This is a genomic window from Micromonospora sp. RHAY321 (genome assembly GCF_023896955.1).
Lineage (GTDB): Bacteria > Actinomycetota > Actinomycetes > Mycobacteriales > Micromonosporaceae > Micromonospora.
In genome coordinates, this window is record NZ_JAMHIW010000003.1 from 228,595 (window position 1) to 252,990 (window position 24,396).

The window sequence follows — 24,396 nt, forward strand, 5'->3', positions numbered from 1 at the left end:
CGCCCGCCGCGCCAAGTCGCCCCAGGGGTCGGCCCGGACGGCCGCAAGCGGGCATGATGGGGCTGTCCCTGGACGACGACCGCGAGAGTGAGGCCCGCATGTCGTTGCTGCGACGAGTGATCGGCGGGGTGCTGCGCCGCCACCGCCAGCGTCAGGGCCGCACGCTGCGCGAGGTGGCCCAGTCGGCCGACGTCTCCGTGCCCTACCTCTCGGAGGTCGAGCGGGGGCGCAAGGAAGCCTCCTCGGAGGTGCTCGCGGCGATCTGCCGGGCGCTCGGCATCAGCCTCTCCGACCTGCTCGGTGAAGCCCGTGACGACATGCGCCGGGTCGAGCCCCGCCTGCCGGCCGCCCCGCGGGCGATGTTGACCAGGCTGGAGCGGGTCGAGGTGACGCGGCACGACAGCGGTAACGCGACGCTGCTGGTGGGCCCGCGTACCGGTGGGCTGGTCCTGCACCGCGGGCCGGGAATGGGCGAGCCGGTCCTGAGCGCGCGGCAACTGACCGCCGCGTAGCCCGCCTCTTTCTGCCGTCGGCGGATCTGCCGGCGGCAGAACCCCTGGGCCGGGCACCGCCGCCGGACGCACGCTGGAGGGGCCGGTCCACCGGGCGGTCCCGCCGCCCGCCGGCACGGCGAAAGGCGGCGGCGAATGATCGGGTACGGCGTGCGGATGCTGGACGGCGGGCAGCCGTCCTTCGGTGACCAGGTGTTCGAGCGGCTACTGCGGGAGCGGATCGTCTTCCTCGGCACGGAGGTGACCGAGGAGTCGGCCAACCAGATCTGCGCGCAGATCCTGCTGCTCGCCGCCGAGGACGCCGATCGGGACATCCACCTCTACATCAACTCGCCGGGCGGCTCGGTGACCGCCGGGATGGCGGTCTACGACACGATGCGCTACGTCCGCAACGACGTGGCGACGCTGGCGCTCGGGTTCGCCGGCTCGATGGGGCAGTTCCTGCTCTGCGCCGGCGCGGCCGGCAAGCGGTACGCGCTGCCCCACTCGCGGATCATGATGCACCAGCCGTCGGGTGGGATGGGCGGTACCGCCTCGGACATCACCATCCAGGCGGAGAACATGCTGCACGTGAAGCGGACCATGCAGGAGCTGATCGCCCAGCACAGTGGACGGACTCTTGACGAGATCCAGCGGGACTGGGACCGGGACCGCTGGTTCACGGCCGAGCAGGCCCGCGAGTACGGCCTCATCGACCAGGTGCTCAGCCGGGCCGAGCAGCTACCGGCGGTCTGAGCAGCGGTGGCGGCCGGCGTGAAGTCCCACCTGCGGTCCAGCTCAGCGGCCTGACCAGCGTCGAAGGTGACCACCGCGATGTCCTGCGAGTCTGCGGAGTTACCGGGGTAGGCCGGGTTGGTGTGCTCGGTGCCCTCGACGGCGACCGCTGCGGCCACCTGCTCGGGACTGAGCCCGGCGGCCCTGGCCTCGGCGAGAGCGGCCTCCACGTCCTGGTCGAGCGAGACGTAGAACCGCGCGCCCGGCGCCCAGTCGGTGGTGCAGTGCGACGCGGTCAGGAAGACGTCACGGTCGATCATCGTGCCGGAGCAGGACCAGTCGACGACATCCGGCGTGGCGGGGTCACCGTCGCGGTCCCACTGCACGATCAAAGCGCCCACCTCGGTGCGTTCCGGCGCGGGCACAGCGTTGTAGGTGTTGATCGCCGACGCCGGTGTGGCGCCGGCGACCGCCACGGCAAGCGCGACGGTGGTCAGGCTGACGAGCAATGGGGTACGACGCACGACTTCCTCCGACAGGTCCAACGGTGACCCGCGCCGAGGTCGGACGCGACCCCCTCGATCCGCGTCCAACCAGGCACGGACAGGCCGCAGCGGTGCCAGCCCTGGATACGTCGAAGCCTATTCCCGGCGGTGGGAATGCGAAGGGCTGGCGAGGCGCAGCGCATTTCGGCGGATTCTCGTTACAGAGACTGCCGTGAATGCGTGCCGCTCACTGGCAGGCCCCTCGGTTGACTGGCCACTGCGGACTGTCGGCGCACGCAGACAGGCACGACGGACCGGCTCCCGGAGCCGGGTGGCACATCGGTTGGCGGTCGACCGTTAGGGTCACGTCTATGCGTCGACTGATCCCTGCCATTTCGATCGCCCTCGCCGCCGCCCTCGTGGCTGGTTGTGGCACCAACTCCGGCGACTCCGCCCAGAACTCAACCGCTCCCGCGACGTCCGCGGCCGACCCGGTCACGGCCGTCCAGCAGGCCATGGATCGCAGCCTCGCCGGCACGGTCAGCATGGACGCCTCGGTGAAGGCCGGCAACCAGTCCATCACCCTCAACGGAAAGATGGACCCGGCCGCCAAGGCGATCCACGTCACCGGCAACGCCCCCGAGCCGATGGAGGCCCGGCTCATCGGGGACGCCGCGTACATCAAGTCGGACTCGCTGGAAGGCGAGAAGCCGTGGATGAAGATCGACCTCAACAAGCTGCGCCCGAACAGCTCGCTGCGCCAGTCCTTCGACCTCAAGTCGCAGACCGGCCTGATCGGCGGCATCGTGACGGCCGAGGCAACCGGCGAGGGCCGCTACAAGGGCACCGCCGACCTCGAGAAGGCGGCCGCCGCCGCCAGCGCCGACGGTGGAATGCGTGAGGGCATCGAGTCGTCCGCCAAGCTGGCGAAGGACCCCAAGGCCATCCCGTTCGAAGCGACCGTCGATGGCGAGGGCCGGCTCACCGCGCTGTCGTACACGATCGCCACGAAGACCCTCGGCGACCTCGTCACCGACATGAAGATGAGCGAGTTCGGCAAGCCGGTGACGGTGACCGCGCCGCCGGCCAGCGAGACCGAGAGCGCCTCCGAGGAGATGTACAAGTTCTTCTGACCGGTCACGTCGTCAGGGGAGCGCCGTCGGATGTCGCCGACGGCGCTCCCCCCTGTCTCAGCCGGCAGACTGACCCCGTGGACGAGGGTTCCGGGGCAGCGGTCGGCGACAGCTCATATAGTCCTGCGGTGCAGATCGAACACGTCCGGCAGGCATACTCGTCCGTCGCAGAGCTCTACATCGGGCTGTTCGGTACCAGCCAGCAGGTACACGCCGACGACCTCGCCTTCATCGGGCGACATCTGGCGGGCCGACCTGGTGCGGTGCTCGATCTGGGCTGCGGGCCGGGCCACATCACCGGGCACCTTCGCTCGCTTGGCGTCGACGCAAGGGGGATCGACATGGTCCCCGAGTTCATCGCCCATGCGCAGGCGACTCACCCCGACGGTAGCTACCAACTCGGGTCGATAGAGCACCTCGACGTCGCCAACCACTCCATCGCCGGCATCCTGGCCTGGTATTCGTTGATCCATTTCCCGCCGCACCGTCTCGACGGCATGCTCGCTGAGTTCCGGCGGGCAATGGCGCCGGGCGGTGCGCTGGTGCTCGGTCTCTTCGTCGGTGACGAGGTCGCCGCCTTCGACCACAAAGTTGTGACGGCGTATCGCTGGCCCCTCGACGAGGTCTCCGAGCGATTGACTCGAGCCGGCTTCGCGGAGGTTGAGCGCCTGCAGCGGCCCAGCGACGGCACTCATCGACCGCACGCCGCCATCGCGGCAGTCGCAACCGCATGACCTGAGCAGCCATCCCTGCCCGTCGCACCGGGCGTGAGCCTGGTGAGGCTCCGTCGGGTATGTATGGCCCTACGGAGGGCAGTGGCGGCGTGACCCTCGTTGGTACCTTCGGCGGGCATGAGCAGGCGCCCGAGGTCGGGTAGCCGTAACGCGTACCAGAAGATGACCCCAAGGGAGCGCGACGACCTCGCGTCCCGATCCTGGCTGCCGGAGTGACGCCTCTGCGGGCTACCCGTACGAGCTGATGATCGGTGGTGATCGGAACTCTGACCTGGTGCCCCCGGCAGGATTCGAACCTGCGACACACGGTTTAGGAAACCGATGCTCTATCCCCTGAGCTACGAGGGCGCGAGCGCCTAGTCTAACGACCTGGGCGCTCACCTGGGTGGCAGGGAGTGGGCCACGTTCGCCCACGTCACCTGAACCCCTGTTCTCCCAGCCCAGGGCCACACCCCGAGCAGACGACCCGGTGTACGTACGCGGTCGGCCACGCTCAACCACGCTGGCCTGTTGACCCCGATTGGGCATCCGATGGGGAGCACGCACCGCGCACACCACCAAGATCGCGGTGTGCCGGCCGGGTTGTTGACGGCCGACAGGAGGGCGCTGCCTGCGGTGCTGCTGGTGACGGTCCTGTTCGTCCGGATTAAGCGGTTGTGGCCCCGCGCGGGGTCGTCGTCCGGTGCGATGTGACGGTGGACATGAGTCCGGCTTACTTGCTTGACGAAGCAATTTGTTGACGTACCGTTGCCCCGCCAGCAAGGACCTCTACTTCAGCGCAGGAGGAAGTGCCATGACCAGGATCGGAATCATCATCGGCAGCACCCGGCCGGGGCGTAACGGCGCGGCGGTGGGCCAGTGGGTGTACGAGGTGGCCCAGCAGCGCACGGACGCCGAGTTCGAGCTCGTCGACCTGCTCGACTACAAGCTGCCGCACCTGGACGAGGTGTACCCGCCGTCGATGGGCCAGTACCAGCAGACACACACGCTGGAGTGGGCGAGCAAGATCGCTTCGTTCGACGGTTTCATCATCGTGACGCCCGAGTACAACCACTCGACCTCCGGGGCCCTGAAGAACGCCATCGACTTCCTCTACGCCGAGTGGAACAACAAGGCCGTCGGGTTCGTCAGCTACGGCTCTGTCGGCGGTGCCCGCGCGGTCGAGCACCTGCGGCTGATCTCCGGTGAGCTGCAGATGGCCGACGTCCGCTCCCAGGTGGCGCTGTCGCTCTTCACCGACTTCGAGAACTTCAGCGTCTTCAAGCCCAACGACTTCCAGCGGGACGCGCTGAACGCCACCTTCGACCAGGTCGTGACGTGGAGCAAGGCGCTCGCGCCGCTGCGTACCAGGTAACGACCTTACTGAGCCACCTGATCGCCGTCCGGACGCCGGGATGCGCGCTCATCCCGCGGCCGAGGTCGGGGCCACGGCCGCAGCGGTCGGGCCGCCCAGTCCGCGGCCACCTCCTGCGGATCACCGGTACGGAACAGCGGCGGCTCGTGCAGCAGGAAGTCGCGGTGGCTGATGTTCCAGGCGTACGCCCCGGCCATGGCGAAGGCCAGCACGTCTCCCACGCCGATCGGCCCGGCGGTGGCCGAGCGGGACAGCACGTCCTTCGGGGTGCAGAGCTGCCCGACCACGGTGACCGGCCCTCCGTCGGTACGCGGGCCGTCGGCCTGCCGCCGCCGGTGCACGGTGAACGGCTGCGGGTGCCCCTTCGCGGCGGGTGTGCGCAGGTGGTGGGTGCCGCCGGCCACCACCACGAACCACTCGCCGTAGGAGCGCTTCACGTCGACGACCTCCGTCAGGTACGCCCCACAGTAGGCGGTGACCGACCGGCCCGGCTCGATGCGCAGCCGCAGACGGGGGTACGTGTCGAGGACCTTCGCCAGCGCTCGACCGTAGCCCGCCCAGTCGAACCGTGCCGCCGGGTCGGTGTAGTCGACGGCCATGCCCCCGCCCACGTCGACCTCGGCGGCACCGACCTCGGTGACCGACCAGCGGGCCACGGCGGCGGCGACCTCCCCGGCGAGCGGCGCGTCCAGCCCGCTGGCCAGGTGGGCGTGGATCCCGCGTACCTCGATGCCGGCTGGTGGGCGGCGGGCACACTCCACCGCGTCAGCCGGATCCATCCCGAAAGGGCTGGGTCCACCGCCCATGACCAGGCTCGCGCCGGGAGCGTCCACCGGCAGGTTCACGCGCAGCAGCACCCGGGCCGGGCGGCCGGAGGCGACGGCCAGCGCGCCGAGGCGCCGCAGCTCGGCCGGGGACTCGACGTGGATGCGACGCACCCCGGCGTCCAGGGCGGCGGCGAGGTCCTCGTCGGTCTTGCCGGGGCCGGCGTACGCGGCCGGCGCCTGCCCCGGTAGCACCTCGGCCAGTCTGCGCAGCTCACCGCGACTGGCGGCCTCGAAGCCGTCGACGACGGGGGCGAGGGTGCGCAGCACACCCGGGTCGGGGTTCGCCTTGACCGCGTACAGCAACTCGACCCGCCGTGGCAGCGCCGCGCGGATGGTGCGGGCCTGCGCGGCCAGCCCGTCGAGGTCGTGGACGTAGACCGGTCGGGTCATCGTGGCCCGCCCATCGGGTTCGGCACCGGCACGAACGGCGCGGCACGGTCGGCGTCGCGTCGCCACCGAACCAGCAGGTTCGCCTTGGCCACCAGCGGCTCCCCGCTCAGCAGCGCGCGCAGCTCGGCCGGGTCACCGAGGTCGGCGGCCACCGCCGCGACGACGGCACGCAGCTCCTGCCACAGCCGCCGCTCGACCCCCGGCCGCGCGTCGGCGAGCGCACCGCAGATGCCGGCCAGGTGGTTGACGAAGAGGCAGTAGACGATCCGCCGGCGAGCGTCCCGAGGGCCGTAGCCAACCTGCGGTGGGACGCCGTCCGGCCAGGTGGTCCACCGATCGGTGTCCAGCTTGACCCCCTCCAGGTCCCGCAGCAGCATCCGTACCGGATGGCGGTTCCGGTCGAGCACCACGACCACGTTCTGCAGGTGCGCCTCGTGCACGACGCCGTGGCTGAGCCAGGAGCGCAGCACCGCCGGCACCAGCAGTTCGGCGTACGCCCGCCACCAGGCCACCGGATCCGGTACGGCCAGCGGCGCGGCGGCCAGCGCCGCCGCCAGGATCGGGGTGTCCCCCGGTCGCAGGTGCGGGCGGAGCCCGGTGCGCAGGATCGTCCCGTACGCCTCGTCCGCGCCCGGGGCGTCGACGGTCCGGTAGGCGGGCTCGGCGAGCAGCCCGACCCCGGCCGGCATCGGCACCCTGGCCAACAGGTCGGTGAGGGCGACCGCGCCGGTGAGTTCGTACCGCGCGTTCTTGCGCAGGCAGTTGGTGATCCGTACGTGCAGGCTGGCCTTGACGAACAGGTCGGCGTCGGGGGCGTAGAGGGTGCGGACACTCGCCGTCGGCCGGACCGGGACACCGGCCGCGCCCAGGTGGCGCAGTCGTGGGTCGGCGGGCGGAATCAGCGAGAGCTGCCACGGGTGCACCGGCAGCACCCGGTGCCCGGCCGGGGGCCGCGGCGGGTCGAGGGCGGCGATCAGCGGGTCGAACGGCCCGGCGCCGGCGACGAGATCGTCCGGCACGGCGAGCCAGTGCAGTCGGAACGCGGTACGCAGCTCCGGCGCGTACTCCCGCCAGGTGTCCGGATCGCCGCTGCGCCACTTCGGGGCGGGATGGTGCGGGTGACCGAAGACCAGCGACTGTTCCGAGTCGACGTACGCGTCGATGGCCGGCTCACCGGTGGGGGTGGGGTCCTGTGCCGGGCGCTCGGCGAGCAGCCGGGCCATGGTGTCGCGGCTGGCCCGGACCTGCCCGACGAACTCGTCGTTCACCAGGCCGGTACGGGCGGCCAGTTCGGCAGCGACCAGGCCGGCCAGCCCGTCCGCGTCCAGGTCTTCCCACCGGCCGCCGCCGGTCATCCGCTGCACCGGGCCGGTGTAGCGGTGCGCGCCCAGTGGTGAGGTTCGCGCGACGGCGCAGCGCAGCGTCACGTCGAGGTGCCGCAGCAGCAGACGCGCCGTGCCGCCGACCACCGTCGTGTCGCCGTCGGGCAGGGCGATCTCGCGCATCACGCAGCCGAACACGGCATGCGCGGCGGCCAGGTCGGCGGGTTGACCGGTCTCGACGCCCGGCCGGGAGCGCAACTGTGCCCCCGTCATCGTGTCTCCCGGAGGTAGTTCGGGCCGGTGCGCCGGTAGTACTTGTTGATGTCGGCGCAGCCCAGCCGCTGCTTGGGCAGCAGGGTGCCGGCGGTGAGCATCGCCTTGATGGGTAGTCGGGACGCCTGCAGGACATGCTCGGTAAAGGAGCGTGCTGCCGGCCCGTCGCCCCAGCGGTCACGGGCCTCGGCCAGCCGGGGCGCCAGCGCCTCGGCCGGTGACGGCACGCGCAACCCTCGGGCGGCCAGTGCGATCAGGGGCGCCGCCGCGGCCAGGTGCAGGGTGATGGTGATGAACACGTCGGCCAGTTCCTGCGGGTGACGTACCCACATCCGCTCGTCCCGCAGTGGGAGCCCGCCGGGGCCGCCGTGCCGGAGGTCCAGACGGGCGCCGTCGTTGTCCTTGTAGAGCAGGCCGACCGTGCCGTCGGGGTGTACCAGCAGGTGGATGTTCTGCGGGTGCGCCTCAAGGGCGACGCCGTGGCGCAGCCAGAGGTGGACGTGCCAGTCGAGCAGGATGTCCAGGTAGGACCCCAGCAACGCCGCGGGCCGCCCGGCGCTGATCCGTTCGAGGACCGTACCCGCGACCGGGTCGGGTGCGGCGAGGGCCGCGACCGGCACCACGTGGACGGCGGCCAGGTCGCGCGGGAACCGGCGCAGCAGAAAGCTGCGGCGCTCGTCGCCGTCGACGTGGGCGTAGGTGCCCTCGTCGGCGTGCCGGATCCGGCCGGCGAAGGCCGGCTCCCCGGTGGCGATCCGATCGAGCAGCCCGGCGACCGTCGCACCGTCGGCGAGGGAGCCGGGTTGCAGTGTCCGCCGGTTGCGGGCGCCGAGGCTCGCCGTCGGCAACGGCAGCTTCAGATGCAGGTACGGGTCGTGGTCGAGCGCCACCGTCCGCATGGAGAGGGTGGGCCGCGCGGAGAACGTCGGCACGTCCGCCACCGGCAGCGCGTCGCGTGCCGCGATGAGCGGATGCACCGGCATCAGCATCTGGTCCATACGCTGCGCCCGTGGCCACCAGGAGGGAAGGTCACCGGTGAGCCGCACCGCCTCGGCGGGAGCGGCGAACCAGCTCAGCCGGAGACGCGGCGCGTGCTCGGGGGCGTAGCGGAGCAGCTCGTCGTCGCTGAGCCCCTGCCGGGAGCGGTCGGTGGGATAGACGGGATGACCGTGGTGCGCCGCGAGCACGTCGTCCAGGAGTGCTCCCGGCAGGCCCGTGGGGCTGATCGTCCGCTCGGCCGCCACCTGGGCGAACACCCGTGGCCCGGCCGCAGCGGCCAGCCGCCGTGCCCGAAGGTCGGCCCGGCACTCGGCACCGAAGTCCCGCCAGCCCGCCTCGGCCTCGAGGTCTCCGTGCGGACCCAGGACGCTCAGCAGGCCGTCGACGGTGTCCGTCCGACGGGTGACTCCGTCCACGACGACGAGCATCATCGGTGCGGCGCTGCTCAGGGCCTGCTGGAAGCCGTCCGCGCGGACCGGGATCCGCAGCAGCCCGCCGTGGTGCGGCACCTCCCACCAGTCGGGGCCGTCCGGCCGACCCCTGCTGAGCAGACCGAGGTGGTCCTCGCGCAGCAGGGCGTCGAGCACCCGCACGAACACGTCCCGCTCGCAGTCGTCACTCACTCGACGATGGTCCAGTGCAGGTCACGGCGGAAGGCGGCCAGCGACGCCCGGACGCCTTCCCGGTCGGGGCCGATCCCGTGCAGCGCGGCGAGGTAGTCACGGTTGGTGCCGGTGCGCTCGGCGGTGCGACCCACCTCGCGCAGGGGACGGCAGCCCAGCCGGACTCCACCGTCGACAGTGTCCAGTGGGCCGGGTGCGGCGGCGAGCCGGCCCGACCGGTCCGCGCAGACGTACTCCACCCGGGCGTACCGATCGACGCTGGTGGGCAGGCCGAGGGCGGCCAGTGGTTCGCCGAGGTGCAGCCGGATGACGTACTCGAACAGAGGCACACCGAGCAACTCGGCGAGGATCAGGTCCATCCGGTCGCCGATCAGTCGGTAGTTCACCTCGATCAGCCGGATCCGGCCGTCCTGGACGACGTACTCCGTGTGGCAGGCGCCGAAGCTGACCCCGAGGGCGTCGAGGCACGCCCGAAGCTGGGCGCTGGTGTGCCCCGGTGGGGGCGACCAGTCGAGGGACTCCTCGGTGAAGGTCGGTGGCGGGCCGAGGTGGGTACGCCACCCGCCGAGGACGGCCAGCGCCGTACCGTCGCCGAGGGTCTCGTGTGTCCGCAGTTCCCCGGCGAGATACTCCTCGACCACCAGTGCGACCTCCGGCCGCCGGCCGCGGATCTCGGCCACCCGGGCAGCCAACTCCCGGTGGTCGGTGACCAGATAGGCGTCCTCGCTGGCCACCCCCTCGCGGGGTTTGACCACCGCCGGGAACATCTCGGCCGGCACGGCGGGTGGGACACCGGGGTCGACGGCGACGGTGCGGACCAGGTCGAGCCCGGCAGCGGCGATCGCCCGGCGGGCGGCGGCCTTGTCCTTGCAGAGGCGGGCGGCGTCGGGGTCCTTGCCGGGCAGGCCGAGCTTGCGGGCGGCGATCGCGGTGACCTCCTGAAGGTGGTCGCTGTTGGACAGTAGCGCCGCCGGTGGGTCCGCCGCCGCCGCCGCGACCACCGCTGCCGCGTCCCGGATCGCGCACCGCGCCACCGGCAGGCCGGCCGGCCACTGCTCTGGCCGGTCGGTCAGCACGGTGACCGGCAGTCCGAGCGAGGCCGCCGCGGGAAGGAAGCCCTCCAGGACGGCGTCGGTGGGATTGAGCGCGGTCATGTACAGCCGCATACGGCCTCCGTCGACGGCGACGATCGTCGCGATTAGGATAGCCTACCCTTATTGTCAGGATATGTGGCGACTCGGCCGGTTCTCCCTGCCGTTGGCCGCGCACGGATCGACTAACGCACCGCCTCCGAGCGCTGGGCCCGATGCAGCAGGCCCGCGGCGACCAGGCCGCCGACGAGTACCGCCACGGCGCCCACCATCTGTCCGGTTTCCAGCGCAGAGGCGAAGGCCGCGGTGACCGCCTCCCGCTCCGGCCCGTCACCGGCAGCGGCCAGCGCTGCGGGGAACGATCCGGCGCCGGCCAGAGCGGCGGGCAGCAGGGCGGCGAACCGGGCGTTCAACACGGCGCCCAGCACGGCTATGCCGAGACTGCTGCCGACCTCGGTCATGGTGCCGTCGACACCGGCGCCAGCGCCGGCCTTCTCCGCCGGAATCGCGCTCATCACCGCCTCGACGATCGCCGGGTTGGCCAGCGCGCAGCCGACACCCATGACGAGCAACCCGCCCAGCAGCACCCCGTAGCCGTCGGAGGGAACGAGGGTGACCACCGCGAGGCCACCCGCGAGCAGCGTCATGCCGAGGGCGATGGCGGCCGCCAGGCCGAGCCGTCGGATCAGGACGGTGGCGACGCCACTGACGTTCAGCAGCACGATGGACAGGGCGAACGGCGCCATCCGCAGACCGGCCTCCCAGGCGGGGTAGCCGCGAACGAACTGCAGGTGCTGGGTGAGCAGGAACAGCGCGCCGGTGGCGCCGAACGTGATCAGGACGACCCCGGAGATCGCCCCGACGAAGCGCCGGTCCCGGAAGAAGTGCATGTCCAGCATCGGGTCGGCGATGCGTCGCTCCCACTGCACGAACAGCCCGAGCAGGAACGCGCCGACGACTGCCGCGCCCAGCACCTCGACCGACGCCCACCCCCGGTCCGGCCCGGAGATGATCGACCAGACGACCGCGGTCAGGCCGGCGGTGGAGAGCACCGCGCCCGCCACGTCGAGGCGGCCACCGGCAGGATCGCGGGACTCGGGTACCAGGGCACGGCCGGCGAGCAGGCAGACCAGCACGATGGGGACGTTCATCAGGAAGATGGCGCCCCACGGCAGGTGGGCGAGGATGGTGCCACCGATCGGTGGTCCGACGGCGAAGCCCAACGCGCTGGTGGCGGCCCAGATGCCGATCGCTCGGGACCGTTCGGCGCCGTCGAAGACCTGCATGGCGACCGCGAGCGTGGCGGTGACCAGCAGCGCACCGCCGACGCCCATCCCGGCGCGGGCGGCGATCAGCTGCCCGCTGGTGGCGGCGAGCCCGGCGGCCAGCGAGCCGAGCCCGAACAGGACGAGCCCGGCGAGCAGCATGCGGCGGCGCCCGTACCGGTCGGCGGCGCTGCCGGCGGTGAGCAGCAGACCCGACAGCACCAGCGCGTACGCGTTGATCATCCACTGCACGTCGGCGGTGCTGGCGCCCAACTCGGTGGTGAGCACCGGCACCGCCACGGTCAGCACCGTGTTGTCGAGCACCACGACCAGTTGGGCGACGCAGAGCACGGCCAGGATCAGCCACCGTTGCGGGAGCCGCGTCGATACCGGGGTATCGGCCGGTTGGACGGTGGCCGATGGCGTGTCGACGGCCGCTCCGTGCCGGCTATCGGAGGTCACGCCACGGCCTTCACGCCGTCCGACGATGGGCTCTCACTGGCCGGTTGCGCCACGGGACCGGGGGTGCGGGGGAACCGCCGCTGGTGGGTGAGGCCGAGGGCGACCCCGGCGGCCACCAGCAGGATGGCGGCGACCGCGACCGCCGGGTAGCCGACCCGGTCGGCGGCCGCCAGCCCGACGGAGGCGGCCACGAACGAGCAGACCAGCCCGAACGACGACAGGACGGTGAAGTCCGTGCCGCCGGTGCCCGGTCGCGAATAGTCCATGTTGACCGTGTAGAGCACGACGTTGGCGATCGTGTAGGCCACCATGAAACAGCAGAGCGCGGCGACGGTTCCGGCCAGCGGTGCACGGCCGTTCATCAACGGCAGCAGCATCATCGTCGACAACGCGAGAGCCACGCCGCCGGCCACCAGCACGCCACCGCGCCCGAACCGCCCGATCCCGAGACCCGCCACCAGACCAGCCACGATGGCCGGTGCACTGGTCACCACGCCCGTCACCACGCCGATCCGGCCCAACGACCAGCCCGCGTCGACCAGGGCCGGCGTCACCAGGGCGTACGCCATCCCGGCACCGACGTAGACCAACGGCACCACGCCGAAGGTCCACCAGCGGCACCCGGGCTGACCGAACACGGACAGCAGCGCCCGGTATGCCTCGCCGACCCGGGCCACCCGATCGGTACGGGCCGGCTCCCGGAAACGCCAGACCACCAGCAGGCCGACGGCCGTCAGCGCGGCCAGCAGGCCGATCGCCGGCACCCAGCCGAACCGGTCGTAGACCAGCACGCAGGCGCCCCCACCGAGCAGGTTGCCGAGGTAGCTCGCCGCCACCTGGATGCCGTTGCCGGTCCCCCGATCCGAGTCGGTGAGCAGCCGGACGGCGACCGCGTCCACGGCGATGTCCTGTGTGGCGGAGAAGAAGACGTAGACGGCGCAGATGGCGATGACCGGGCCGAGCGCGTCGGCCGGGCGGGAGAACGGCAGCAGCGCCAGCAGGGCCAGCACCAGCGCACCCTGGAGCACGAGCAGCCAGGACCGGTAGTGGCCGCGGTGGCGGGAGCCGTACCTGTCGAGGATCGGCGCCCAGAGGAACTTGATGGGCCAGATCAGGCCGACGATCTGCAGCAACGCCAGGGTGTCCAGCGAGGTGCCGCCGTCACGCAGGATGGCGGTCAGCCCGACGGTGATGAAGCCGATGCCGAGGTACTGGGTGACGTACAGCGCGGTCAGGGTGCCGAGCCGACCCCTCATGGGGCTTTCCAGTAGCCGAGGGAGGTCAGCCTGCCCTTGTCGACGCCCAGGGTTCGGCGGATGTGCCGGGTGATGCCGCGGGTGCTGGCCGCCTCGCAGGCCACCCAGTAGTGGGCGGTGTCGCTGGCCGGCAGGGCGGCGCACACCGTGTCGACCAGGTGTTGACCGGCGTCCTGGCGGGGCACCCAGGTGACGTCGTGGTGGGCGCGGGCGCGCGGAGTGAGCGCCTTTTCGCCCTCGTGGGCGTACTCCAGCCAGACCGTCGCCGGAATGTCGGCGCCGGCGTCGAGCAGGCTGTTCACCGCGGGCAGGGACGCCGCGTCGCCGATGAGGTAGAGGTGCTCGGGCGCGGGGTCGGGCAGTTCGTAGGCGCTGCCCTGGACGGTGGCGCCGATGGTGTCGCCGACCTGTGCGGTGGTGGCCCAGCGGGCGGCGCAGCCGTCGTGGATGGCGAATTCGAGGCTGAACCGACCGGTGGCGGGATCGGGGTCCACCAGCGTGTACGCGCGCTGGTGCGCCCGGCCGTCGTTGTCGAACCACAGCCGGATCCACATGGTGGGGTGGACCCCGCACGCCTCCAGCAGCCCGCCGCCGTCCAGGAGCAGCCGCTGGTAGTGCCCGTCGACCGACTCGGTGCCCAGCACGGTCAACCGAAAGTCCCGGCCTCCCATGGCCTTGAGGACCAGGGCCTCCCAGTTCCGTTTCACGCACCCCTCCAGGTAAGGTCAGCCTTCGTTAGGGGAGGGTAACCTAACTTGGCCGCTCGACGGAACACGCAACCCCCTCACTTTCGCGCCGCAGGCCCACCCACCAATCCGCAGCGAAGGACGGCGCCACATGACATACCAGGAGAAGATCGCGGGCCTCGGCGAGTTGTCGCTGGTGACCGTGGAACCCGACCGGCACGCCGAGCTGCTGCACAGCTGGGTGACCCTGCCCCGCAACTCCTTCTGGGGCATGGGGTCACACACCCTGGAAGAGGTACGCGAGATCTACGCGTTCGTCGACAGCCTGCCGACGCACCACGCGTACCTCATCCTGATCGACGCGGAGCCGGTCGGCCTCTTCCAGACGTACCAGCCCGAGGCGGATCCGGTCGGCGAGCGCTACGCGGTCCAACCCGGTGATGTCGGGATGCACCTGCTGCTCAGCCCGGCCCAGCGCCTCGCCCAGAGCCTCACCACCGCCGTCGGCCCCGCCCTCGCCCGCTTCCTGTTCCGTGATCCCGCCGCCCAGCGGATCGTGGTCGAGCCGGACGTCCGCAATCAGCTCGCGCTTCGTCGGCTGGAGAGGGAGGGCTTCACCTTCGGGTCCGAGATCGACATGCCGGACAAGCGCGCCCAGCTCGCGTTCCTGACGCGCGCCCGGTTCGAGGCGGACCACCCGGCCTGACGCGGTGTCCCGCACTCAGCGGGCGGCCTGGAACGCTCGCCCCACCAGCGTCGCCTTGGTGCCGTCGCTGAACAGCCCGGACCGGTCCCTGTCGGTGGCGGGTAGGCCGAACCAGGCGTAGCGCTGCACGTAGGAGAGCTGGCCCAGCATGGTGGTGGCGGCGGTGAGGAAGGCCGCCTGCTGCTCCTGGCTGGGGAACTGCTGGCTACCGCCGTCGAAGCGGATCAGCGCGAACTCGGTCAGCCAGATCGGTTTCCCGTACCGCTGGTACACGGCCTGCAGGTACTGCCTGAGCTGGGCCACCGCCGTGGCGGTGGTGAAGTCGGCACCGAACCAGTGCAGGGTGATGAAGTCCACCCGGTGGCCGCGGGCCTTGGCCCCCGTCATGAACCTGTCCAGCCAGCCCTGCGCGTCGGCGGCGCCCCAGGCGACCGCTGGGCTGCCCAGCCTGCTGCCGGTCGCCATGAGTTGCGGCCACAGGTCCAGCGCCCGCTCGACCGTCATGTTCGACTGCTCGGGCAGGTCCGGCTCGTTGAAGGTGAGCAGGTACGGCCCGGCCGCCCTGGCCCGGGCCAGATCGGCGGCGGTGACGTTCTCCGCGCCACGGATCATCGGTACGAACGTCGCGCCCTGCGGAGTGGTGATCCCGGAGTGCTGGGTGCCCCAGGTGTAATACCAGCCGGCCTTCGAGTTCGCCAGCGCCTGACTGGCCCCGGCGAAGTTCCACACCCCGACGCCCTTCCGCGCCGAGCTGACCGCCGGCGCGACCGGAGCCCTCGACGAGGGTCGCGCGCTCGGCGACGGTGCTCGGGTCGCCGAGGGGACGGCGGCGGGTGTCGCAGCCGGCGGCACGGCCCACGAGGGTGCGGGGGGATCGTCCGGTCGGACCACCACCAACGCGGTGATGGCGAGGGCAACGGCGGCGACACCGCCGACGAGCGACGGGAGCAGGCCGCGGGGCCGGCTCACCACCAGATCGACAAGCTTGTTTCCGCCACCGGCGTCTGCGGGCACACCGCCGGGAGGGGTGGTCCCGGCGGTGTGCCCGGCCGTCAGGCCCGGGGGCTGGTACCCGACGGCCTGCGAGGCGGCCGGGGGAACGGCCGCGCTCGGGAAGTGGGCGCTGAGGCTGGCCGGCAGCGGCAGCAGTGCCATGCCGGCGAGCAGCCGGTCGATCGGTACGAGGGTGCCCAGGCTGCCGCAGGACGCGCAGTCCCGGACGTGCCGGGCCAGCCGTTTGCGCCACAGCGGATTGGGGGTGCCGTCCCACCCGGCGGCCGCGGCGCGCAGGTCCGGGCAGCCGGGTTGTGCCCGCAGCGCGCGGACGACCGCCCGGGCGCTCTGGATCTGCTCCTTCATCCGGTGGATCCGCACGGCGAGGTGCCCCGGGGAGAGGCCGAGCGCGTCGGCGACCTCGCTCCGCGCGAGCACGCCGGTCTCCTCCAGCCACCAGAGCGAGAGCAGTTCCTGGTCGTCCGGGTCGAGCCAGCGGGTCGCCTCGGCGACCTCACGTCGCTGGTCGGTGAGACCGAGCCGGAGGATGGTGACCCCCGCGAAGTCCGAGGCGGGGTCGGGCACGTTGTGGATGGCGTCGAGCCCGGCGTCGCGGTTGAGCGCGGCGCGTCGGCGCTGTTCCCAGTCACGTACCTGACGGATGGTGATCGCCACCAGCCAGGACCGGTACGCCGCCGGGTCGTTGAGCGCGGGCAGGTACCGGATCACCCGTACCAACGTCTCCTGGACCACGTCGTCGACGTCGGCGTGGCCGCGGAGCGCCCGCCCGACGATGTTGTAGACCAGCGGGAGGGAGGCCGCCACGACATCGTTGAGCGCGCGCTGGTCGCCCTGTCGGGCCGCGACGACCAACCCGACGTCGGGTAGTCCTCGACCGGTTGGCGACATGGGTCTCACTCCCTTTGCACTCATCCTCGGGCGCTCGCGCTGTGCGCCCTGACCGCCTCCTGATCGGAGACCGTTGGCAGCGGAATGGATTACGGAAATCGACGCCGGGTATGGTGCGGCGTGTTGGTGTCGCCGGGCGCTCGCCCGAGATCGGGACACCGTGCTCTGGCGCCAGTGTGAGCGCCGGGACTATCGCGAGGTTGTGCGGCAGGAGTTGCCGACGGCCTGATGCGCCCCTCTGCTCAAGACAGGACTCACGCATGACATCGAACAACAGTGATCGACCGGTGTTGTTTCTCGCCACCGCCACCGCCGACGCGCCCGACGGCCAGGGCGCGACCTTCGACGGCAGCGAGGAGGCCATGCGGCGGCTACGCCACCCGTTCGCGGTGACGGCGTCCAGGCCGACGGCGCAGGACAGCGACAACGGGGATCAGCGCGACTGATCCGGTGGGCCTCCGCACAGCACCCTGGCCCATCCGTGCCGTCACGTCCCGTGCTGCCGCTGCTCGTTCTGCCGAAGGGCTTCCTCGAGCTGGTCTTCGAGGATGATGATCCGGCAGGCGGCCTCCAGGGCGGTGCCCTGGTCGACCATCTCCCGGGCCCGCGCGGCCAGCCGCAGTTGATAGCGGGAGTAGCGGCGGTGCCCGCCCGCTGAGCGGTGCGGGTCGATCAGTTTCGCCTCGTCCACACGGCGCAGGAAGTCCTGCGTGGTGCCGAGCATCTCCGCGGCCTGCCCGATGGTGTAGGCCGGAGTGTCGTCGTCGCCGAACATGTCATCGGGGTTCAGCCCCATGTCACCTCCACGTCGAGGGCCCCGGCGCTTACGCGCCGGGGCCCAGGGCTTACGGGTCAGAACACCATCTGCCGACAGGAACGTCGGCTTGTCGTATCCGCACCGGCCCACAGAACAGGCATCGGGTGCGAGGATCGCATATGCGTGACCGGAGACCACCTCTCGTTCGATGGAGACTGCGGTGTCCGCCCGGCCTGGAATGACGGCCGACGGGCGGGCGATCCAACGGTGTACGGGCCCTCCCTTTCCTCTGCTTGCTGTTTCCTCTGCTGACGTGCGGTCCACCGGCGTCAGGGCCCACGCGACTTCATGGCCCCACGTCTACGGCGAACATCAGGCGAAGCCCTGAAAAATGCTCTGGCCTCACCTGCGGTATCCGTCGCCCGTCGTGACCTCACGGCCGGGCGGTCCGTCTGCGTCTTTGTAGCTCTGTTCTCGACTCGAAGAAGACTAACCCACGCCGCCGAGAATATCTAGGCGAATCGGCAGAGGTTTTCTGGCTGCCCGGTGTTGGGATGTGCCCGACTCAGGCTGCCGGTGCAAGCCGGCACCGTTACGGTCGAATCTGCCGGAAGCGGTTCCCCGACCCGGGTGGCCTCGCAGGCGCGACGAACAGGACAGCCATGACCGTGCACATCGATCTCGCGGGCAGGACCGCGCTGGTCACCGGTTCGACCCAGGGCATCGGCGCCGCCATCGCCGTCGCGCTCGCCCGCGCCGGGGCGCGGGTGGCGGTCAACGGTCGTACCGCCGCCAGCGTGGAGCGGGCGGCGATGGCGTTGCGGAGCGAGGTTCCCGACGCCGAGGTGATCGAGGTCGATGCCGACGTGTCCAGCGACGAGGGCACCGCGCGAACCCTCGACCTGTTGCCCACCGTCGACATTCTGATCAACAATCTCGGCATCTTCGGGCCCACGCCGGCGCTGGAGATCACCGATGACGAGTGGCGTCGCTACTTCGAGGTGAACGTGCTGGCCGGCGTCCGGCTGACCCGCGCCTACCTGCCCGCGATGATGGAACGCGGCTGGGGGCGCGTGCAGTACATCGGTAGCGACTCGGCGGTCGTGACCCCCGCCGAGATGATCCACTACGGCGTCTCCAAGACGGCCCTGCTCGGCGTCTCGCGCGGGTTCGCGAAGGCCGCCGCCGGCACCGGCGTGACCGTCAACTCGGTGCTCGCCGGGCCGACCCACACGGCAGGCATCGAGGACTTCATCTCCGGGCTCATGGGCGACAGCCTGCCGTGGGACGAGGCGCAGCGGGAGTTCATGCGCCTGCACCGGCCGCAGTCCCTGCTTCAGCGGCTGATCGAGCCCGAGGAGATCGCCAACATGGTCACCTACCTCGCCTCTCCCCTCGCCTCCGCCACGACCGGCGCCGCCGTACGAGTCGACGGCGGCTACGTGGACGCGATCGTCCCGTAGCCGGCACGGGCGCCCGTGCCGTAGCGGATCGCTGAATGCGGCGCGTCCGGTTCAGGCGGCCGGACGCCGCTCACCGGGTTCCACCATCGCGGCGATGAGGGCAGGGACCGGCACGGTGGCAAAGCCGACCCGGGCGTCACTGGCCCCGTACGGCAGCCACAGCTCGCCGTCGTGGATGAGCCCCCCGCAGGAGTAGACGACGTTGGGCACGTACCCGTCCCGGTCGGCATCGTCGGGTGACAGGAGCGCACCGGGAAGCCGCCCGATGACCCGTTCCGGTCGGTTCAGGTCGAGCAGGATCGCGCCGATCGCATACCGACGCATCGGACCGACACCGTGGGTGAGCACGAGCCAGCCGGCATCGGTTTCGATGGGGGATCCGCAGTTGCCGACCTGAATCAACTCCCAACTGTCGCCGGGAGCGTGCAGTGGGACCGAGGGCTGCCACCGGTTCTCGCCGTCCAGGGCCGTGAGACCGATGGTCTCGCCGTCGGCGCGGCACAGTGCCAGGTGTCGGCCGCCGACGGTACGAGGAAACAGCGCGATCCCCTTGTTACGGGCGCCCGGGCCGCGCATCGGGGTCATCTCGAAACTGCGCAGGTCGTTGCTGACCAGCGCGCGGGTGGCGATGCTCCGGCCGTCGTAGGCGGTGTACGTGGCCCGGTACACCGGCCCGGACTCGTCCTCGAACCTGACGAACCGGGCGTCCTCCATGCCGTTGCTCTCCGCTGGCGTGGCCGGCCAGAGAACCCGTTGGTGCAGGGCCGTGTCGGCGAGGAACGCGGTGGCGTAGCTGTCGGCGTTGGTGCGACGAAGTTGTTCGAGGGTGCCCATTCCGGTGGTGCGGGAGAGGAGGTCCGCCGGCAGGTTGCCGAGCACCCGCTCGAAGGTGGCCTCGTCGTACCGGTCGGGCAGGGCGTCCAGGACCGTGGCGGTGACCTCGTTGTCGCAGTCCTCCTCGGCCAGGCCGGCGGCGAGCAGGTCCCGGCGGTGCCGTACGCGCGTCCGCTGCCCCACAGCCAGGGGGCCGGACCGGTCGGTGACGGCGAGCCGATGCCCGGGTCCGACAACCGCGGTGGCGAACCCGATCGACGACAGGTGACCCTCACCGATCTGACGCAGGCTGACCGCGACGCGCAACTGCCCGGCGTCCAGGTTGGTCTGGTCGGGGTGGGCCACCATCGACGGGTTGCACAGGGCGGCGGATTCGACCGCGTACTCGTGGCTGAAGTAGGCGCCGACCAGGAGCCGGCTGGTCGGCGAGAGATCCCCGGCCCGGGCGGCACGGTGCCGGACGAGGTCGTAGTGGTGGTGGAACGTGCCGGCCAGGTCGCGGTGCCGGCCGCCGAAACGATCGAAGGTGTCCCGCAGCAGCCGACCGGTCTCGTCGTCGTCGAGGCGCGCGACGCGGTCGATGAGCGCCCGCGCGCGGGTGCGTACCACCGCGGCGTCCTCACCAGGGACGAAGAGCTTGACGATGACCCGGCGTGGATCCGGGGTGAGGGTGACGCTCTGCCGGACGGCCAGGTTCTCGGTCACGACCACCGCCGGGCGTGCTGCAGGGTGGAGATGAGCGCGAGGGTCGATTCGGCGCCCTGGTTGAGGTTCGGTCCGTGCGCGGTCAGCCCGTCGTAGCCGCCGCCGGTCGCCGGATCCCACATCGGCGTGCCGATGTCGTTGTCGCCGAGGAACCACCCGATCGCCTGCCGGATCCCGGTCTCCCAGTCGGCGTCGCCGGTGACCGTGGCGGCCGTCGCGCAGGCATCGGCGAGCGCTGCGACCTCGATCGGCTGCTGGTCGTGGTGGAACCGTACCGTGCCGTGCCGCCATCCCTTGGCGGGCACAACCGACAGCCGTCCGTCGCGGAGCTGGACGTCGCGCAGCCAGGTCAGCATCCGCAGACCGTCGCCGAGGGGCGGGCCGCCGTGGCGCAGCTGACTGGCGACGATGACCACCTCGGCAAGGGCCGCGTTGGCGTAGGTCAGCTGCGCCCGAGGCCAGGGCCACCTCGGGTCGGACGCCGGGACGCCGACGGTGGTGGCCGCGTCCGCCAGCAGCGTGGCCGCGCTGGCGTGGCCCGGGTGGCGGCGCAGCACCTCGGCCGCGCCGAGCCCGGCGAAGGCCATCGCGTGCGGCGCCGGGGACCGCCGGGTGGCGCCCTTGCTGAAGGCCACCAGCGCCTCCTCCCGTATCCAGGCGGCGGGGCTGCGGGCGACAGCCGTACCCAGCCCCCACAGCGCCCGGCCCCACCAGTCGCCGAGCCCCGGCTCGTCGGTCCACCGCCGGTCGTACCCGAGCCGGTTGTGGAAGGCACCGCTGGCGTCCTGTGCGTGGGTCAGGAAGGCGAGGTAGCGCTCCGCGAGCCGGAGCACCTCCTCGGTCGGCTCCGGCTCGCGACTGGTGACGACCAGGCCACGGGCCACGTCGTCGGTGCAGTATCCGTGCTCGCGGCGAACGATGGCGTGCCGAGCGTGCTCGAACAGACCGGTGTCGTCGCTCAGCCGGATCAGGTGCGCGAAGCTCGGGGCGGGTGCCGTCGCCCAACGCGCGCCGGACGGCGTGCGAGGGCGGCCGGTTGTCGCCGTCATACCGACGCCGCGCTGACCGCGGGCGGGCGGACCTCGATGAGCTGCTCGGCGAGCGTGCCGTAGCGGGCGGCGACCGCCGGCCAACGCAGGTGCGCGGCCAGCGGTCGGACTCGGCCGGCCAGCCGGGCGGTCAGCCCCGGTTCGATCAGGATCCGCCGGATCGCCGCGGCCAGCGCCGTCGGATCCCGGTGGGGTACGACGAGACCGGGTCCGCCGGTGAGCAGTTCGACGGCGTGCGGGAACGCCGTGGCCACGACGGGCACTCCGGCGGCCACGGCCTCGATGAGCACACCGGAGGTGACCTGTTCACGGGAGTCGTAGGGCAGGACGACCACGTCGGCGGAGCGGATCAACCGACCGAGTGCGTCATGGTCGTGGTAGACGTCCTGGTAGTCCATGGCGTGCGCGATGCCCAACTGGGCGCCGAGCCGGTGCAGCCCTGACCGGTACGTCTCACCCTGGTGCTCGATCACCTTCGGATGGGTCCGGCCCGCGACGGTGTAGGTGGGTGTCGGTTCCAGGTCCTGCAACCGCGCAAGCGCCCGCAACGACCACTCGATGCCCTTGCCGGGGCCGAGCAGCCCCCAGGTCAGCAGGTGCGGGCGGGCACGTCGGTCGACGGGTACGCCGGCGTGGTCGACGGCGCCGTGCGGGATGACGGTCACCTTGTCCGGCGTCACGGCGTAGCCGACGAGCAGCCGGTCGCGGGCGGTGTCGGTCATCGTGACGACCGCCCCTGCGGTGGCGACGATCTGCTCCAGCAGGGACCTCTGCCGGGCGGAGGGCTGGCGGAGCACGGTGTGCAGGACCACGATGCTCGGCACGGTCAGCCGGCGCATCAATGGCAGGACGTCCTCGCCGTCGTTGCCGGGGTAGATGCCGTACTCGTGCTGGATGATGGCCACGTCGAAGGTGTTCAAAGCCGCGGCGGCGTCCCGCCAGCCGGCCGGGGTCTGCGCCGACCACGTGTGCACGACGCCGGGCCCGGGTCGCGGCTCATCGCCGTGGTCGGTGACCCGCACGATGCCGCCGCGCGTGCCGTCGGCGGTCAGCTGCGCGGCGAGGGCGGAGTTGAAGGTGGCCAGACCGCACCGGGTCGGTGGGTGGGTGCTGAGGAATCCGTAGCTGGGCATGGGTGTGTCGGGCCTTCCGGTTGTCGGCCGCCCATCCAGTACGGGGGCGAACCTCACGCGGTGACGGCGTACGCCGGCCAGCGTGTGTGGCCGGCGGAACGGATCGGGGGCGGTCAGCTACGGACGGGACCTGACCAGGCCTGCCTGGTCAGGAACGGTCAGTCGCTCAGCGGGTTCGGCGTTGCGGCGAATGACCTGGTCGTAGACGGAGAGATAGTCGGTGACCATCCTGTCCGCGCTGAAGCGCTGCCGCGCCCGCGCCCGGCAGCCGGCCCGGTCGAGGCGGGCGACCCGGGTCACCGCTTCGACGGCCTGCTCGACGGTGTGGACGAGGAATCCCGTCACCCCTTCGTCGACGACCTCCGGCATGGACCCCCGCGCGTACGCGACGACCGGCGTGCCGCAGACCATCGACTCCACCACCGACAGTCCGAACGGCTCGTCGAAGGCGATCGGGTGCAGCAGGGCGGTGCTGGCGCCCAACACCTCCGCACGCCGTCGGGGACCCACCGATCCGAGGAACACGACCTGGTCACCATCGATGTGCGGGGCAACCTGCTCGGCGAAGTAGCGCTCGTCCTGCACGATGCCACAGATGGTCAGGGGACGGCCGGCGCGGCGGGCGATCTCGATGGCGGTGTGGGTGCCCTTGTCGGGGTGGATCCGGCCGAACGCGGCCAGTCCGGGGCCGGCGTCGCGGGTGAACGGCAGCCCGGTGAGATCGACGCCGTGCTGCACCGTAGCGAGGTAGTCGAGCTCAGGGGCCCGGTCGGCGTCCGAGATCGACACATAGGACGAGCGGGCTCGGGCGTACGCGGGCAGGATCCCCGCGCCAGAGAAACCGTGGACGGTGGTGAGCAGCGGAGCCTGACAGTGGTCGGCGAAGGCCAGCGGCAGCCAGTCGAGGTGGCTGTGGACCAGGTCGAACTGCGCCGAGCGGGCCAACGCATGGGAGACGTGCATCGCCTCCCACACCCGGCCGTCCATGTTCGGATCTTCCGCGTACCCCCGGGGGCAGATGCCGTCGAGCTGGGCGGAGGTGACGGAGTCCAACGTCGCGAAGAGGGTCACGTCCACGCCGCGACTGACCAGCCCTTCAGCAAGCAGGCCGGTCACCTGCTCCCACGGGCCGTAGTGGTGTGGGGGTGTGCGCCAGGCGACCGGGCCGAGCAGCGCAACCCTCACGGGGACGGCGCGTCGGCGAGCTGCGCAGGATCGAGGTGCAGGGTGGCGAGCAGCCCGCTGTGCTTGGCCGGGTCGACCCGCTCGGGAAGTTCGCGCTCGACCCAGTCGGCCCTGGCGTGCTGACCCCGGTCGCGAAGGGCGTTGGCGATCTTGCTTCGGGCGATCCTCATCTGGCGCTCCCTGATAGTGCCATCCGGAACGATCATGGACGGCGGTGTGAACGCGGGTCGGGTCTCACCACCGGCCATCGCGGCGAACCCGAGTGGGCGGTAGTCGGTGAATCCGACGGCCGGGACGCGGTCGGCGAATCACCGACACGATCAGCACATCGCGGTGATGAGGATCGATAACGCCCCTTGCGGGCTGGCGGCGACGGCATCTGGCGGCCACCGGAGGTCCCGGGCGACACGTCCACCGTACGCCCTCACCGTGTGGGGCTGCACCTGCACCGGTGGTCGGGCTCGTCGGAAACCACCTGCACAGCGGTACCAGCTGCGGGGGCGTACGCTGGGATCGCCCGCCGCCGCACATCCATC

Annotated in this window: 21 protein-coding genes, 1 tRNA gene and 1 pseudogene; 8 read left to right on the forward strand and 15 right to left on the reverse strand. The window is 71.5% G+C overall.

The window, feature by feature from the left end:
* The first annotated feature begins 98 nt into the window (after nt 1–98).
* The 4 genes and pseudogenes from M8C17_RS32280 to M8C17_RS09150 all read left to right on the forward strand — a co-directional run bounded on the left by M8C17_RS32280 (nt 99) and on the right by M8C17_RS09150 (nt 3,578).
* Nucleotides 99–700 (forward strand): annotated as a pseudogene (locus M8C17_RS32280) (helix-turn-helix domain-containing protein).
* Nucleotides 648–1,247 (forward strand): ClpP family protease, encoded by a 600-nt coding sequence (locus tag M8C17_RS09140; protein ID WP_252415967.1) that lies wholly within the window; start codon nt 648–650, stop codon nt 1,245–1,247. Before M8C17_RS32280 ends, M8C17_RS09140 begins: the two are co-directional and overlap by 53 nt.
* An 835-nt stretch (nt 1,248–2,082) precedes the next feature.
* Entirely contained in the window at nt 2,083–2,844 is a 762-nt protein-coding gene (locus M8C17_RS09145) for a hypothetical protein (protein WP_252415968.1), read from the forward strand.
* A gap of 128 nt (nt 2,845–2,972) precedes the next feature.
* Nucleotides 2,973–3,578, forward strand: coding sequence for a class I SAM-dependent methyltransferase (locus M8C17_RS09150; RefSeq protein ID WP_252415969.1), 606 nt, complete (start codon nt 2,973–2,975; stop codon nt 3,576–3,578).
* Nucleotides 3,579–3,850: 272 nt separating this feature from the next.
* On the opposite strand, the gene M8C17_RS09155 is transcribed toward M8C17_RS09150, so the two are convergent.
* Nucleotides 3,851–3,926 (reverse strand) — tRNA-Arg (locus M8C17_RS09155).
* A gap of 445 nt (nt 3,927–4,371) precedes the next feature.
* Between M8C17_RS09155 and M8C17_RS09160 the strand changes: the two genes are divergently transcribed.
* Nucleotides 4,372–4,932, forward strand: a complete 561-nt coding sequence (locus M8C17_RS09160; RefSeq protein WP_252415970.1) for an NADPH-dependent FMN reductase — start codon at nt 4,372–4,374, stop codon at nt 4,930–4,932.
* Nucleotides 4,933–4,937: 5 nt separating this feature from the next.
* Here the strand turns inward: M8C17_RS09160 and M8C17_RS09165 are convergent, their stop codons facing one another.
* The 7 genes from M8C17_RS09165 to M8C17_RS09195 form a co-directional block, all read right to left on the reverse strand.
* Entirely contained in the window at nt 4,938–6,149 is a 1,212-nt protein-coding gene (locus M8C17_RS09165; RefSeq protein ID WP_252415971.1) for an alanine racemase, read from the reverse strand.
* Nucleotides 6,146–7,744 (reverse strand): IucA/IucC family siderophore biosynthesis protein, encoded by a 1,599-nt coding sequence (locus M8C17_RS09170; RefSeq protein WP_252415972.1) that lies wholly within the window; start codon nt 7,742–7,744, stop codon nt 6,146–6,148. The genes M8C17_RS09165 and M8C17_RS09170 overlap by 4 nt, the downstream gene beginning before the upstream one ends.
* The gene (locus M8C17_RS09175) at nt 7,741–9,366 is read right to left on the reverse strand and encodes an IucA/IucC family siderophore biosynthesis protein (RefSeq protein ID WP_252415973.1); all 1,626 of its coding nucleotides are present in this window, start codon (nt 9,364–9,366) and stop codon (nt 7,741–7,743) included. Before M8C17_RS09175 ends, M8C17_RS09170 begins: the two co-directional genes overlap by 4 nt.
* Nucleotides 9,363–10,532, reverse strand: a complete 1,170-nt coding sequence (locus M8C17_RS09180) for an acetyl-CoA carboxylase biotin carboxylase subunit family protein (protein ID WP_252415974.1) — start codon at nt 10,530–10,532, stop codon at nt 9,363–9,365. Before M8C17_RS09180 ends, M8C17_RS09175 begins: the two co-directional genes overlap by 4 nt.
* Nucleotides 10,533–10,642: 110 nt before the next feature.
* Entirely contained in the window at nt 10,643–12,184 is a 1,542-nt protein-coding gene (locus M8C17_RS09185; RefSeq protein ID WP_374557783.1) for an MFS transporter, read from the reverse strand.
* On the reverse strand, nt 12,181–13,440 hold the full coding sequence (locus tag M8C17_RS09190) for an MFS transporter (protein WP_252415975.1): 1,260 nt from the start codon (nt 13,438–13,440) through the stop codon (nt 12,181–12,183). The genes M8C17_RS09185 and M8C17_RS09190 overlap by 4 nt, the downstream gene beginning before the upstream one ends.
* On the reverse strand, nt 13,437–14,147 hold the full coding sequence (locus M8C17_RS09195; RefSeq protein ID WP_252415976.1) for a siderophore-interacting protein: 711 nt from the start codon (nt 14,145–14,147) through the stop codon (nt 13,437–13,439). Before M8C17_RS09195 ends, M8C17_RS09190 begins: the two co-directional genes overlap by 4 nt.
* A gap of 130 nt (nt 14,148–14,277) precedes the next feature.
* Between M8C17_RS09195 and M8C17_RS09200 the strand changes: the two genes are divergently transcribed.
* The gene (locus M8C17_RS09200; protein WP_252415977.1) at nt 14,278–14,832 is read left to right on the forward strand and encodes a GNAT family N-acetyltransferase; all 555 of its coding nucleotides are present in this window, start codon (nt 14,278–14,280) and stop codon (nt 14,830–14,832) included.
* A 15-nt stretch (nt 14,833–14,847) separates the two neighbouring features.
* On the opposite strand, the gene M8C17_RS09205 is transcribed toward M8C17_RS09200, so the two are convergent.
* The gene (locus M8C17_RS09205) at nt 14,848–16,734 is read right to left on the reverse strand and encodes a sigma-70 family RNA polymerase sigma factor (RefSeq protein WP_252415978.1); all 1,887 of its coding nucleotides are present in this window, start codon (nt 16,732–16,734) and stop codon (nt 14,848–14,850) included.
* 260 nt (nt 16,735–16,994) lie between these two features.
* On the opposite strand from M8C17_RS09205, the gene M8C17_RS09210 reads away from it, so the two are divergent.
* Nucleotides 16,995–17,180: a hypothetical protein gene (locus M8C17_RS09210; RefSeq protein WP_252415979.1), complete on the forward strand. Its 186-nt coding sequence runs from the start codon at nt 16,995–16,997 to the stop codon at nt 17,178–17,180.
* Between the two features lie 41 nt (nt 17,181–17,221).
* Here M8C17_RS09210 and M8C17_RS09215 read toward each other — a convergent pair whose 3' ends face one another.
* Nucleotides 17,222–17,530 carry a helix-turn-helix domain-containing protein gene (locus M8C17_RS09215; RefSeq protein ID WP_252415980.1) on the reverse strand — a complete coding sequence of 103 codons (309 nt, stop codon included), beginning with the start codon at nt 17,528–17,530 and terminating at the stop codon, nt 17,222–17,224.
* Nucleotides 17,531–18,153: 623 nt separating this feature from the next.
* On the opposite strand from M8C17_RS09215, the gene M8C17_RS09220 reads away from it, so the two are divergent.
* Nucleotides 18,154–18,954: an SDR family NAD(P)-dependent oxidoreductase gene (locus M8C17_RS09220; RefSeq protein ID WP_252415981.1), complete on the forward strand. Its 801-nt coding sequence runs from the start codon at nt 18,154–18,156 to the stop codon at nt 18,952–18,954.
* Between the two features lie 51 nt (nt 18,955–19,005).
* On the opposite strand, the gene M8C17_RS09225 is transcribed toward M8C17_RS09220, so the two are convergent.
* The 5 genes from M8C17_RS09225 to M8C17_RS09245 form a co-directional block, all read right to left on the reverse strand.
* Nucleotides 19,006–20,493, reverse strand: a complete 1,488-nt coding sequence (locus M8C17_RS09225) for a glycoside hydrolase family 130 protein (RefSeq protein ID WP_252415982.1) — start codon at nt 20,491–20,493, stop codon at nt 19,006–19,008.
* The gene (locus tag M8C17_RS09230; RefSeq protein WP_252415983.1) at nt 20,490–21,542 is read right to left on the reverse strand and encodes a glycosyltransferase; all 1,053 of its coding nucleotides are present in this window, start codon (nt 21,540–21,542) and stop codon (nt 20,490–20,492) included. The genes M8C17_RS09225 and M8C17_RS09230 overlap by 4 nt, the downstream gene beginning before the upstream one ends.
* The gene (locus M8C17_RS09235; RefSeq protein ID WP_252415984.1) at nt 21,539–22,675 is read right to left on the reverse strand and encodes a glycosyltransferase; all 1,137 of its coding nucleotides are present in this window, start codon (nt 22,673–22,675) and stop codon (nt 21,539–21,541) included. The genes M8C17_RS09230 and M8C17_RS09235 overlap by 4 nt, the downstream gene beginning before the upstream one ends.
* Nucleotides 22,676–22,792: 117 nt before the next feature.
* Nucleotides 22,793–23,860: a glycosyltransferase family 4 protein gene (locus tag M8C17_RS09240; protein WP_252415985.1), complete on the reverse strand. Its 1,068-nt coding sequence runs from the start codon at nt 23,858–23,860 to the stop codon at nt 22,793–22,795.
* Nucleotides 23,857–24,030 (reverse strand): hypothetical protein, encoded by a 174-nt coding sequence (locus M8C17_RS09245; protein ID WP_252415986.1) that lies wholly within the window; start codon nt 24,028–24,030, stop codon nt 23,857–23,859. The genes M8C17_RS09240 and M8C17_RS09245 overlap by 4 nt, the downstream gene beginning before the upstream one ends.
* Nucleotides 24,031–24,396: the final 366 nt, after the last annotated feature.